The following is a 12,504-nucleotide window of genomic DNA, read 5'->3' on the forward strand; positions in this document are numbered from 1 at the left end:
GAATCAGGCCAGCCGAAGGAGGTTATTCCCCCAGCTTCGCCAGAATTTCCTGCGCGGCCGTGGCTATCACCGTGCCCGGCCCGTACACGCCGGCCACGCCGGCATCGAAGAGAAACTGGTAGTCCTGCGCCGGAATGACGCCGCCGGCTATTACCAGAATGTCTTCGCGGCCCAGTGCCTTTAGCTCCGTGAGCAGCAGGGGAAGTAGGGTTTTGTGGCCGGCGGCGAGGCTGCTCACGCCCACCACGTGCACGTCGTTGTCAGCTGCCTGGCGGGCTACTTCGGCGGGTGTTTGGAAGAGGGGGGCAATGTCCACGTCGAAGCCCACGTCGGCGAAGCTGGTAGCGATGATTTTAGCGCCGCGGTCGTGGCCGTCCTGGCCCATCTTGGCCACCAGCATGCGGGGGCGGCGGCCTTCGCGGGCCGCAAAATCTTCGGCCGCAGCCCGAGCGGCCGCAAAGGCTTCGTTGTGGTGCATTTCCTGCGAGTACACGCCCGATACGGTGCGCGTAGTGGCCTGGTGCCGGCCAAACTGCGCTTCGAGGGCGTCGGAGATTTCGCCGAGGGTGGCGCGGGCGCGGGCAGCGGTCACGGCCAGGGCCAGCAAGTTATTTGAGTTAAGAATTGAGGGTTGAGAGTGATGAGTTGAGTCGGCCGATGCTTCTGTTCCTTCAGCTCTCAACTCATCGCCCTCAACTTTTAACTCACCGAGGCGGCCAGCGGCCGCTTCGGTAATGGCAGCCAGGGCCACTTTCACGGCCACGTTGTCGCGCGTGGCGCGAATGTCCTTCAGGCGGGCAATCTGGCTTTCGCGCACCGCGTCGTTGTCGATGTCCAGTACTTCGACCTCGGTTTTCTCGGAGGTTTGGTACTTGTTCACGCCCACGATGATTTCGCGGCCCGCGTCGATGCGGGCCTGCTTGCGGGCGGCCGCTTCCTCAATGCGCAGCTTGGGCAGGCCGGTTTCAATGGCTTTGGCCATGCCGCCCAACTCTTCTACCTCCTGGATGAGGGCCCAAGCCTTGTCGGCCAGCTCGTGGGTGAGGGTTTCCACGTAGTACGAGCCGCCCCAGGGGTCTACCACTTTGGTCACGTCGGTTTCGTGCTGCAGGTAAAGCTGGGTATTGCGGGCGATGCGGGCCGAGAAATCGGTGGGCAGGGCAATGGCCTCGTCCAGGGCATTGGTGTGCAGGCTTTGGGTACCGCCGAGCACGGCCGCCAGGGCCTCAATGGCCGTGCGGGCCACGTTGTTGTAGGGGTCCTGCTCGGTGAGGGAGTAGCCCGACGTCTGGCAGTGCGTGCGCAGGGCCATGCTTTTGGGGTTGGTGGGGTTGAATTGCTTGATGAGCTTGGCCCACAGCAGGCGGCCGGCGCGCAGCTTGGCAATCTCCATGAAATGGTTCATGCCAATGGCCCAGAAAAAGCTCAGGCGCGGCGCAAACTCGTCAATTTTCATGCCCGCCGCCAGGCCGGCGCGCACGTATTCCAGGCCGTCGGCCAGGGTGTAGGCCAGTTCGAGGTCGGCGGTGGCGCCGGCTTCCTGCATGTGGTAGCCCGAGATGGAAATGCTGTTGAACTTGGGCATGCGCGCCGCCGTGTAGCTAAAAATATCGGCAATGATGCGCATGCTCGGCGCGGGCGGGTAGATGTAGGTATTGCGCACCATGAACTCCTTCAGAATGTCGTTCTGAATGGTGCCGGCCAGCTTGTCGGGGCTCACGCCCTGCTCCTCGGCCGCCACAATGTAGAAGGCCAGTATGGGCAGCACGGCCCCGTTCATGGTCATGCTCACCGACATCTGGTCGAGCGGAATCTGGTCGAAGAGGATTTTCATGTCCTCTACCGAGTCGATGGCCACGCCGGCCTTGCCCACATCGCCCTGCACGCGCGGGTGGTCGGAATCGTAGCCGCGGTGCGTGGCCAGGTCGAAGGCCACGCTCAGCCCTTTCTGCCCACCGGCCAGATTGCGGCGGTAGAAGGCATTGCTGGCCTCAGCCGTCGAAAACCCGGCGTACTGCCGCACGGTCCACGGGTTTTGCACGTACATGGAGGCGTACGGCCCACGCAGGTAAGGCGCCTGTCCCGCTCCAAAACCCAGGTGGTCGAGCGTGGCCACATCGGCCGCCGTGTACACGGGCTTCACCGCAATGCCTTCGGGGGTGAGCGGAGCAGCCGTGTCGGTCGCAGCCGCGCCGGGTACGGAAACTGCGTCGTAGGAAATCGTGGAAAAGTCAGGCTTCATTGAGGGAATTCTGAATTATAAATTACGAATTACAAATGGCTGATGACTTGCTCTTGTTATTTGCATGCAGGCAGTCAGCTGTTTGTAATTCATAATTCAAAATTTATAATTAATTACTACCGTCCCTGGATGCGGGCCAGTACTTGCTCGGTGGTGTAGCCCTGCACTTTCATTTCCTGGAAGCCAAAGACCCGAACGGCCTCTTGCAGCGTGGGCATGTCGGAGCTGAGCAGGGTGGGCGGAATGAACAACTGCTTCTCGGCCGGAATCTGGTAGATGAAGCGCGCAAACCGCTGGAACTGCTCCGGGGTGGCATACATGAGTGTGGCTTCTTCGGGCGATGAATACAGCAGCGAAAGCGTGCCTTTGGGGTGGCTGGCCGCTATTTCGGGCCGCTCGTGGGGCAGCAGCAGGTTCAGAAACGAATCCATAATTACCTGGTTGGTGTTGATGCCCAGCAGCACCACGGCCGCGCGCTTACTTTTTCTTTCCCGGCGCTCAAAGTGCAGGGCCGTGGCCAGGCGCAGCACCTCGGTGGGGTAGGTAGCCCGCGTCACGTCAAAGGTGGCCGAGCGCAGCAGCTTTTTGGGGTGGAAGCTAAACTGCTCGCCCCGGTTCTGGAAGCGGTTGGTGCCCACCACCACCTGCTGGCCGCTGGCAATGCGGCGGAACGTTTCGGTGGCCGCCCCCTTTATTTCTTCCTGCATCAGGCCGCGCACCTGGGGCAGGCCCCCGGCGGCTTCCAGGCGTTGGAAATGCACCCAGGCTTCGCGGGCCAGCTGGTCGGTCAGCGTTTCGAGGTAGTAGGAGCCGGCTGCCGGGTCCTGCACCTGGCCCAGCCCCGATTCTTCGCGCAGCAGCACGGAAAGGTTGCGCGCTAGGCGGCCCGAAAAGTCGTTGGGCTGCGCGTAGAGGCTGTCAAACGGTGCCACCGACAACGAGTCGGCCCCGCCCAGCACGGCGCTCATGGCCTCTGTGGTATGGCGCAGCAGGTTGGTGTGCGAGTCCAGGGTAGTTTGCGTCCAGGAAGACGTGGCGGCGTGGATGCGCAACTGGCCGTTCAGCGCCTCGGGCAGCCCAAAGCCGTGCAGCAGCGTGGCCCACAGCCGCCGCAAGGCCCGCAGCTTGGTCATTTCGAGGAAGTAGCTGGGGCCAATGGCCACGTGCACGTGCAGGGCCCCGGCCACCTGTGCCGCGCTTATTTCCTCGTTGGGCACATCGGCCAGCAGGGCAGCGGCGGCGTTTAGCGCAAAGGCAACTTGCTGGGTAGCAGTAGCGCCCCGGTCGCCAAAAAAGGCTGCGTTTACCGCCAGGGCCCGGAAGTCGGGCATGCCAGTGGTCAGGCTCACACAGCGGCGCAATTCCTCGCGGTGGTCTGTGGTGGCTGCTCCTTCGGGCCCGGATGCCGATTTAAAGCGCAAAAAACCGCGCAGCTCCGTGCCGGGGGCCGCATCCACGAGCTGGCCCAACAGGTCGGCAGCGCCGGCCGTCACGGTGCACCCCACGTAGGTGCTGGCCAGGGGCAGCTGTTCGGCCAGGTAGTGCACGGCAAAGGCCGGAGCGTCGTGTAGCACCAAGTGAATGCCGTCGGCGCCGTTGCGCAGGGCGGCAGCGGCCAGGTCAATCTGGTCGCGTCCATCACCGGCCTCCACCGTCAGGGTAGGCACGTTCAGCCAGGGCACCTGCGGGTGAGGCAGGGGAAGGGGCATTGTGCCCAGGGCGGCCAGGGCTTCGCGGTGGTAAAAGGGCTCCATGCTGAAGCCGTCGGGCAGGTGCCAGCGCAGGGCGGCCGGGTCCTGGCCCTTCAGGTCGCGGGCCAGGCGGGCCTGCCATTCGGCCGTGGTCACGGTCGGGAATTCAGCAAAGGAAACAGGCGTAGCCACGGGGGTATCAGACATAGGAAGGGGGCTCATCGAAGCAGCATTTACGGCAGGCGCGCTCGGGAGAACGCGAAACCGGAAGCGGACCGAAAGATACCGCGCACGCCTCAAAAGCCACGCCGCAAGCCATTATTGGGTGGGACTGAGGTGGCGGAGTAAATCTGGCCAGAATGGGGTGGTATGTCATATTAAGACGCACCAAAATCTGGCAAATGCCGCAAATACGAGGCGTTCCGTGCTGCGGCCTTGCGCCTGGCCGAGCAGAGTTGCTCGACCCAGGCCGCCGCCCGGGCGCTGACCACCGACCCGAAACGCATTCGCCAGCGGCAAAATGCCGCCAAAATGCCGTTGCGGCCGTCTCAGGCATGGCCCCTGACCCGGCCACGCCCGCCGCTTTGCGCTACCTGCAGTCCATTAACTGACGGCAGGCGCAGGAGCTGGTAATTTTAAAAAAAACCATAGCCCTCTACTCGCAGCCGTCGTACCAATGAGTTGCTGCGGATTCATCGCTGCCCTTCCTTGCCCCAACAGCAGAACAATTTTTGTCGAAAACGATTGGATGCTAGCACTGTCAGAAACCCGGACAACACTTTTTCGCTTTAGGTCGAATTACACTCGGACATGGGTCATGCCTAGACTTCTCAAGCACGCGCAGGAACAACAGACCGCTCACATTGCTGTTGTTGCGAGGCGTCCGGGACATACCCCGACTAATTAACCAATTTTGCCAACAAAGGCCCCAGCTATGGCAGGCGTAGCAACGGAGTGGCAACAACAGATAATAATCAAGGAACGTGTCACCGGGCGTTTCGCCCACCACGACTCCAATTGTCCTGCCACCGTGGGCAGCGCCTGTAGCCTCCACGGTATTTGCCAGCTCATAACCACTACAGCGTGCGCAATCAACGCACTACCCTGTCCTAATTACCGCGTTTTTATGGAATACCCCAATACCCGCCTATATACTCATTCTCATAAGTCCCTTAAATCAAGCATTCTGTGCCTGGTGGTAATGATGATATTACTAAGCCTGCCTGCCTTTTTTTCTAAAGCGGCGAGTGATAAATTCCATTACTTTTATCAGGTTTTTTTTGATGGAATTATCTGCATATTAATATTTTTGATTCCTATTTTCCTATTTTATCGAAACGTAAAAGTTTACTTCTGGCTATTATTCCCCCTTGCTCTTTTATCGCCTTTGATAATCTTTTCAATTCTCTCTTTTAAAGTTGCTCCCGGTTGGCATTTTTTCTCCTTAATACTACAAACCAACATAAACGAAGCGAAAGAGCTGGGAGCCAATTACCTGGCTTTTTTCCTTCCCCTGGAGGCCCTGTATATAGGCCTGTACGTCTTGTTTTTGAAAAAGCTGGATGTCAAAACTATTTCGTTTAGGATAGCTGCGGCTGTCTCAGTAGTCAGCTTGTTCAGTGTAGGGGCTTATCTCTACTTAAACAACCAATTGCATTTAAGAGGGGATAATTCGGTAAAGAAATACTATCCGATGTCGTTGGTAGGCGGCGTGGTGGAAGTGCTGAAATACGAAGTCCCCGTAGATAATCAGAAGTTTAGCTTTCAAGCTTACCAGAGTGTTGCCACCAGCAAGCGCCAAATTCAAGTATTTATAATTGGCGAATCCTCCCGTTATGATAGGTGGCACATCAACGGCTACAACCGCCCCACTTCTCCTCTGCTAGAGCAGCAGACCGGGCTTATTGCTTTTTCGAACGTGATGGCTGGGGCCCATGCTACTTGGATGTCGTTGCCCCAAATGATTACCCGCGCAACGCCGAAGAACATAGATGCCCAATTTCACGAAAAAAGCATTTTATCTGCGTTCAAGGAAGCCAATTTTCAAACCGCCTGGCTAAGCAACCAGTCCGATAAAGAACTCTATTTTTCCGGTACTACCCCCATCCACGCGAAGACAGCCGATTACTCGGTATTCTCCTCCAACTCATCCGGACTGGAGATTTTGGATGTGTACGACGCGAGGCTCCTGCCGATACTGGATAGCGTTTTAAGTAACTCGACCAAAAATGCATTCGTCGTTTTGCACACGATGGGCAACCACTACGATTATCCCCGGAGGTATCCCAGCAGCTTTAATGTGTTCAAGCCATCGGGCAAAGACCAGGCCGTTGGAACCCCAACGATTGCAAGCAAAGACATTATCAATAACTCATACGATAACAGCATCTTATACGCCGATTACATCATCAACAGTGCCATTGAACTGGTTAAGAAGAAGCGCGCCATTTCCACTGTTACGTTCCTGGCTGACCACGGCGAGAATTTGTACGATTTGCCCGGAGGAGAATTCAACGCTCATACCAAGCCTTCTATCTACAGCCTGCACGTGCCCTTATTCATCTGGACTTCGCAGGAGTTCGACCAGGCTTTCCCGCAAAAGCGGCAGAATTTGATTAAAAACAAAGACAAACGAATTGGGGCCGGGAACATTTTCTTTACCAACCTAGCCTTAGCCAATGTCACGTTTAGCGCCTTCGAACCAAGCCAAAGCATCGTCGACGATTCTTTTCAGGAAAATGAGCAGGAATACTACGATTTGGAGACAAAGAAATCGACTAGTTCCCGGGCCTTGAGGCAGCACTGAAAGGCCATAATAAATCACTCCAGCCAACCCCCCAATCGTGGCGTTACCAGCGAAATATATTTCGCTTGAACAACTGACAAACGTTGGCCCATCATTCTACCACATTGTCCATGGTTTAGGCGGGGTTTAGCTGGCTGCGGGCAGGGCACCGCGGCAGCTTTAGGTACAACTGTTTACACAAAGCGCTTATCACCATATCCTCGCTAGTGCTGAGCTTTGCCCTGTTCTGGATGGTCCCAACCGGTACGTCTGATTTTTTCCGTGAGCGGGACTTTATAATCACGGAGCGGCGTTCGGCAGCAGATTTGCTGGCCTAATCATCCTGCGCCGGCCCCGCAAACCGAGTACCTTTGCAGTTCGTCACTTAGCTAAAAAATGCGCCTTTCCCGCTTTCGCGTCCCCGTTCTTGGTTTGCTTACGTTGCTGGGCTCCTGCCAGCGCGTTGCTTATGTGTCCAAGGCAAGTTTTGCCCCTGTCACCAGCCAGCCAGTTGGCAAAACCCAGCCCGAAGACCCCGCCGTGGCCGCCATTATTGCGCCGTATCACGACAAAGTGACCAGCCAGATGCAGGAAGTGCTGGGCACCGCGCCGGTGGCGCTGGTTAAGGCGGCCGGCGAGTCGCCACTGTCCAACTTCGTAGCCGATTTGCAGCGGGCCCGGGCCAGTCAGGTGCTGGGCCAGCCCGTGCCGCTGGGCGTGATGACCAACGGCGGCCTGCGCTCCGGTTTTGCGGCCGGCCCCGTTACGCTGGGCTCGGTGTTTGAGCTCATGCCCTTTGAGAATGAGCTGGTGGTGCTCGACGCGCCCGGGCCTGTGGTGCAGCAGCTGTTTGAGTTCGCGGCCAAAGTCAAGATGGCGGTATCCGGCGCCACTTACGCCGTCACCTTCGACGGCTTTCCCAAAGACATCCGCATCGGCGACCAGCCGTTCGACATCAACCAGGACAGGACTTGGGCCATTGCCATTTCCGATTACCTGGCCGGCGGCGGCGACAATATGGTGTTTTTCAAAACCCTCACGCCCCGCCCCACCAACGTGCTGCTCCGTACCGCCATTGCCGACCACATTCGCGCCCTTACCAAATCCGGTCAGCCCGTGACGGCTAAGGTGGAAGGCCGCGTAAAGCAGTAATAAATAACAGGACAATACGCTACCTATCCGATGACTACTCGCCGCGATTTTCTCCGTCAATCCCTGCTGGGCACCGCCGGCCTCACCGTGCTGGGGGGGCTAGCCACTTCGGCCGAAGCCGCTACCGCTGCTAAGGGGCCGGTCAAGCTGACCATTCTGCACACCAACGACATGCACTCCCGCATTGAGCCCTTCCCCGACAACGGCGGGCAGTGGGCCGGGCTGGGCGGCATGGCGCGGCGCGCGGCCCTTATCAAAGACATTCGCAGCAAGGAAGCCAACGTGCTGCTCCTGGATTCGGGCGATATCTTCCAGGGCACCCCTTACTTCAACTTCTTTGGTGGCGAGCTGGAGTACAAGCTCATGAGCCAGATGAGCTACGACGCCAGCACCCTTGGCAACCACGATTTTGACAACGGCCTGGAAGGCCTGCAGCGCCAGTTGCCCAACGCCACTTTCCCGTTTCTGGTGGCCAACTACGACTTCTCCAAAACTCCCATGGCCGGCAAGATTGCGCCTTACAAGGTGTTTGAGAAGCAGGGCATCCGTATCGGTGTGTTTGGCCTGGGCATTGAATTGGCCGGGCTGGTGGCCGATAAAAACTTCGGCGCCACCGTGTACCTCGACCCCGTGGCCAAGGCCCGGGAAACGGCCGCCCAGCTGCGCGGCCCCGAAAAGTGTGACCTGGTCATCTGCCTCTCGCACCTCGGCTACAAGTACCAAAATGCCAAAATAGACGACTGCAAGCTGGCCGCCCAGGTTTCCGGCATCGACCTGATTCTGGGGGGGCACACGCACACGTTCATGGACGCGCCCGAACCCATTGCCAGCCCCGATGGCCGCTCCACCCTCATCAACCAGGTGGGTTGGTCGGGTATAAATCTGGGAAGGCTGGATTACGAATTTTCGCCAAAAACCAAACGCGGCGGATTGGCAAGTGCTTCTGTAGTACCGGTTACGGCTGCCTGTTAAAAGCACGACAAAAGCAAGAGGATTTCGGCTTTTTTAAGTGCAGAGTTTTCCACAATTTTGTTCCCCTCTAAAAAATTAGCCTGCTTCCGCGCGGTTCATTTTATTGCTTTTTTCGTCCCTGGTTCGCACCCGGTTGTTGTCTAACTGCTCTCATGCTCAAAGATTTTCGTACGGTTTGGGCTGGCTGTTTGCGCAGCATCTCGGCGGAAATCGGGGAGCAGAGTTTCAAGACCTGGTTCCAGCCAATTGCCCCGGTTGAGCTCAAAGGCAACGTCCTGACCATTCAGGTGCCCAGCGCTTATTTTTACGACTGGCTGGAGGAACACTACGTGGACGAGCTGCGCCGCGCGCTCTACAAGGAGCTGGGCGCCGATGGCCGCCTCGAATACAGCGTGGTGGTGGACCAGGGCAACGACCAGACCCCGCCCCGCGCTCTGCACCTGCCGCCGCCCCGCAAAGCCGCCGCGCCCGACCCGCGCGATGCCCCCCAAAGCCCGCCGTCCATGCCCATGGCAACCCGCTGGCCGGCAGTGGCCGGGCCGCTTCGGCGCGCTACGTATCGTCGGGGGCGGTGCGCACCACCCCGCGTGGCAACAATTTCAGCAACAGCGCGGGCAACGCCGACACGCTGGCGCCGCCCCGCAATCCCTTCGACACGGCCAAGCCCGTGGACGGCAACCTCGTGCCGTCGCAGCTCAACGGCTCGTACACGTTCGACAACTACATCGAGGGCGACTGCAACCGCCTGGCCCGCTCGGCGGGCCTGGCCGTGGCCAACAAGCCCGGTACCACCAGCTTCAACCCGCTGATGGTGTACGGCGGCGTGGGCCTGGGCAAAACGCACCTTGTGCAGGCCATTGGCAACCACATCAAGGCCACCGCACCCGAGCGGTTTGTGCTGTACGTATCGGCGGAGAAGTTCACCAACCAATTCATCGACAGCGTGCAGCGTGCGCAGGTGCAGGACTTCGCCAACTTCTACCTGCAGGTAGACGCCCTGATTCTGGACGACGTGCAGTTTCTGGCCAACAAGGGCAAGACGCAGGAGATGTTCTTTCACATCTTCAACCACCTGCACCAGTCCGGCAAGCAGATTGTGATGACCTCCGACCGGCCGCCCAAGGACCTGCAAGGCCTGGAAGACCGATTATTGAACCGCTTTAAATGGGGCCTGACGGCTGATGTGCAAAGCCCCGACTTTGAGACGCGGGTGGCCATCATCCGCAACAAGATGGAGCAGGACGGCATTGATATTCCGCCGGACCACGTGGTGGACTACCTCGCCAACTCGGTGCACACCAACGTGCGCGAGCTGGAAGGCGTAATCGCCTCACTGGTGGCCCAGAGCAGCCTTTCGCGCCGCGACATCGACCTGGAAATGGTGAAGCAGGCCCTACGCCACATCATTGAAGAGGTGGAAGCCGAAGTGAACTTGGACTTCATTCAAAAGACCGTGGCCGCGTATTTCAACATCTCTGTAGAGCTGCTGAAGGACAAAACCCGCAAAAAAGAAGTGGTAACGGCCCGGCAGGTGGCCATGTACTTTGCCAAGCACCACACGGCTCACACCCTGAAAACCATTGGTTTCCACTTCGGTGGGCGCGACCATACCACGGTCATGCACTCGGTGCAAACGGTATCGGACCTGGTGGATTCGGACAAAAAATTCCGCGACCAGGTAGACGAGCTGCGAAAGAAGTTCGCGAAGTAGCGGATTGGTAGATACGCAGTAAGTTGCGTCTCTACATCTGCACATCGCCAGAACTGCTCAATCTAGGCAGTAGCAGTAGGGCTGCTGGTTTCTACCAGCTGCACGCCGTGGTTGCTGGCAAATTCTCGCACCTGCTCCCGGAAGCGGTTTTTGCGCATTTTCCCCTTTACTTCCCTCAGGTTGAGGGCGTAAACTTCGCCGTCTTTTTGCTGCACGCGCAGCATCATGGGGCGGAGCTCCAGAGCAGCTATTTGCTCAGCGGCAAATACCTGCTTGGCACGGAAAAGGCCGGCTTTGTGCACAATGTAGCCCGGCGTGAACTCGAGGTAGCTCTGGGTGCCGAAGATGGGCGCGTTGTGCACCAGAATGTAGCCTATGTACACGAAAGTGAACACCAGAAATACCCAGTGCAGGAAGTGGTAGTCGTTGGCGTTGCTGTCGCCCCACATGGAAAACAGCACGTAGGCCAGCCAAAAGCCGCCAATGGCTAGTTGCCCCCAGAAAGGGATGCGGGAAGTATTGGCGGGGCGAAGGCGGATGCGGGTGGTACCAGTGGGCATGGGGCAAATTTAGGGCAAACCAATTGAGAGAAATCAATATGCGAGCATAAGTAAACAGTAACCGCTTAAAGTCAATGCTAACAAATTGATTATAAATAATATATAAATTTAATCTAAACATTAGAATTTGATTCGCCTGTTAGGAATCAAAACAAGAAAATTTAGCATTAATCTTTTATATTATTAAATTTATTATAAATTTAATAATATAAAAGATTAAGCATTTTTTACAAAATTCTGATTTTGAGGAGATTAATTCAATAGTGTTTTTTTTATAACTGTCTGGCTTGATTTGTTTACTTGCTAACAAAAAATTTGCTTATTCTTATTATTAGAATTATATTTGAATAAATTATGATGAATCTACTGGCATCCTTGGTACAAGGGGTTCATATAATGAAGTAAGCTCAACAGTCTTTTTTCATCACCAATAAGTAAATTTTTTAATCACCTAACCTTTTTTGTCATGAAAACCCTACTGAAAAAAGCCGCAGCATTATTTGTTTTTGCAATCCTCTCCTGTGCATCGGCAGCACAAGCCCAGAGTAATGGGAAAGGAGCTTTTGTGGCAAAATACGATTACTCAGTTTGCATGACTGCTCAACTGACAGGCTTAAGCGCATGCCTGGAAATGACCCAGACGTCTTATGTTCTTCACCCAAATGGTAAGGCTAAGTCCGTTTTTGTTGGCCAGGTACCGGCCACTGGGGTAAGAACGACTTTTCCTTCCTCCTGGCAGGAAAGAGGTGAGGACGGTGTGTTGCGTGATTACACTAGCTCCTTCGTAGTGTCTAGCGACGGTTCGGCTAAGCTGACGTTGAATGGCGAAGAGCATGAATAATTTGCTTAAGCTAAGTTTTAAGCACTTTTGTTTACAAAGTCTTGCAACCAATCAGAAAAAGAAAAGCCCAGGCCATAGCCTTGTCCTTACCCAAAACTCAGAAAAGCGCCGGCCTGGAGGTCGGCGCTTTTTTGTGGGCTGTGGTAGCTTTCGGGCATGAGCATTTCGACGCATTTTGGCGACTCCCAGCAGTGGGCGCAGACGCATTTTGGTGAGGTACGGCTGGGCGATGTACGCCGCAGCCAGCGCGTGTGTACGCTCGCCGCCGGTTGGGCGCGGCAGCCGGGGGCGAGTATGCCGCAGTTGAGCCAAGGGCAGGCCTACGCCAGCAAAGCCGCTTATCAGCTGCTGGGCCACGCCCAGGCCACGCCTGATGCATTGCAAGCACCTCATCGTCAACACGTAGTGCAGCAGCTACAAGCGCCCGGCACCTACTTGCTGGTGGAGGACACGACCGAGCTGAGCTGGCCCGAGGCTGCCGAGCGCCGGGCGGGCCTCGGGCCAGTGGGGCCGGGCAAGGCCCGCAGTCAGGGCGTGCTGCTGCACTCGC

9 protein-coding genes and 1 pseudogene are annotated in these 12,504 nt (G+C 57.0%); 7 read left to right on the forward strand and 3 right to left on the reverse strand.

Annotation, left to right across the window (positions count from 1 at the left end):
• Positions 1 to 22: 22 nt before the first annotated feature.
• Positions 23 to 2,242, reverse strand: a complete 2,220-nt coding sequence (scpA, locus tag BEN48_RS09920) for a methylmalonyl-CoA mutase (RefSeq protein WP_070734502.1) — start codon at positions 2,240 to 2,242, stop codon at positions 23 to 25.
• A 116-nt stretch (positions 2,243 to 2,358) separates the two neighbouring features.
• Positions 2,359 to 4,140, reverse strand: coding sequence for a methylmalonyl-CoA mutase family protein (locus BEN48_RS09925; RefSeq protein ID WP_070734503.1), 1,782 nt, complete (start codon positions 4,138 to 4,140; stop codon positions 2,359 to 2,361).
• 919 nt (positions 4,141 to 5,059) lie between these two features.
• Between BEN48_RS09925 and BEN48_RS09930 the strand changes: the two genes are divergently transcribed.
• The 5 genes and pseudogenes from BEN48_RS09930 to dnaA all read left to right on the forward strand — a co-directional run bounded on the left by BEN48_RS09930 (position 5,060) and on the right by dnaA (position 10,553).
• Complete coding sequence (locus tag BEN48_RS09930) at positions 5,060 to 6,739, forward strand: phosphoethanolamine transferase (protein ID WP_206599846.1); 1,680 nt, start codon at positions 5,060 to 5,062, stop codon at positions 6,737 to 6,739.
• 450 nt (positions 6,740 to 7,189) lie between these two features.
• On the forward strand, positions 7,190 to 7,870 hold the full coding sequence (locus BEN48_RS09935; protein WP_158010148.1) for a 5'-nucleotidase C-terminal domain-containing protein: 681 nt from the start codon (positions 7,190 to 7,192) through the stop codon (positions 7,868 to 7,870).
• 30 nt (positions 7,871 to 7,900) lie between these two features.
• On the forward strand, positions 7,901 to 8,842 hold the full coding sequence (locus tag BEN48_RS09940; protein ID WP_070734507.1) for a bifunctional metallophosphatase/5'-nucleotidase: 942 nt from the start codon (positions 7,901 to 7,903) through the stop codon (positions 8,840 to 8,842).
• Between the two features lie 152 nt (positions 8,843 to 8,994).
• A pseudogene (locus BEN48_RS19755) lies at positions 8,995 to 9,135 on the forward strand (DnaA N-terminal domain-containing protein); the annotation flags it as partial.
• A gap of 278 nt (positions 9,136 to 9,413) precedes the next feature.
• Entirely contained in the window at positions 9,414 to 10,553 is a 1,140-nt protein-coding gene (gene dnaA / locus BEN48_RS19135; protein ID WP_394330932.1) for a chromosomal replication initiator protein DnaA, read from the forward strand.
• Between the two features lie 62 nt (positions 10,554 to 10,615).
• On the opposite strand, the gene BEN48_RS09955 is transcribed toward dnaA, so the two are convergent.
• Positions 10,616 to 11,113, reverse strand: a complete 498-nt coding sequence (locus tag BEN48_RS09955) for a hypothetical protein (protein ID WP_070734510.1) — start codon at positions 11,111 to 11,113, stop codon at positions 10,616 to 10,618.
• A 466-nt stretch (positions 11,114 to 11,579) separates the two neighbouring features.
• Here BEN48_RS09955 and BEN48_RS18755 point away from each other — a divergent pair, with 466 nt between their 5' ends.
• Both BEN48_RS18755 and BEN48_RS09960 read left to right on the forward strand, forming a co-directional pair.
• Positions 11,580 to 11,954: a hypothetical protein gene (locus tag BEN48_RS18755; protein ID WP_125932577.1), complete on the forward strand. Its 375-nt coding sequence runs from the start codon at positions 11,580 to 11,582 to the stop codon at positions 11,952 to 11,954.
• A gap of 156 nt (positions 11,955 to 12,110) precedes the next feature.
• On the forward strand, positions 12,111 to 12,504 hold a 394-nt coding region (locus BEN48_RS09960), incomplete at its 3' end, for an IS4/Tn5 family transposase DNA-binding protein (RefSeq protein ID WP_070734512.1).

The organism is Hymenobacter glacialis (assembly GCF_001816165.1).
Taxonomy (GTDB): domain Bacteria; phylum Bacteroidota; class Bacteroidia; order Cytophagales; family Hymenobacteraceae; genus Hymenobacter; species Hymenobacter glacialis.

Coding starts and splice junctions, on each gene's coding strand:
- scpA (WP_070734502.1), bottom strand. CDS start 2,242: ATGAAGCCTGACTTTTCCACGATTTCCTACGACGCAGTTTCCGTACCC.
- BEN48_RS09925 (WP_070734503.1), bottom strand. CDS start 4,140: ATGTCTGATACCCCCGTGGCTACGCCTGTTTCCTTTGCTGAATTCCCG.
- BEN48_RS09930 (WP_206599846.1), top strand. CDS start 5,060: ATGGAATACCCCAATACCCGCCTATATACTCATTCTCATAAGTCCCTT.
- BEN48_RS09940 (WP_070734507.1), top strand. CDS start 7,901: ATGACTACTCGCCGCGATTTTCTCCGTCAATCCCTGCTGGGCACCGCC.
- BEN48_RS09955 (WP_070734510.1), bottom strand. CDS start 11,113: ATGCCCACTGGTACCACCCGCATCCGCCTTCGCCCCGCCAATACTTCC.
- BEN48_RS18755 (WP_125932577.1), top strand. CDS start 11,580: ATGAAAACCCTACTGAAAAAAGCCGCAGCATTATTTGTTTTTGCAATC.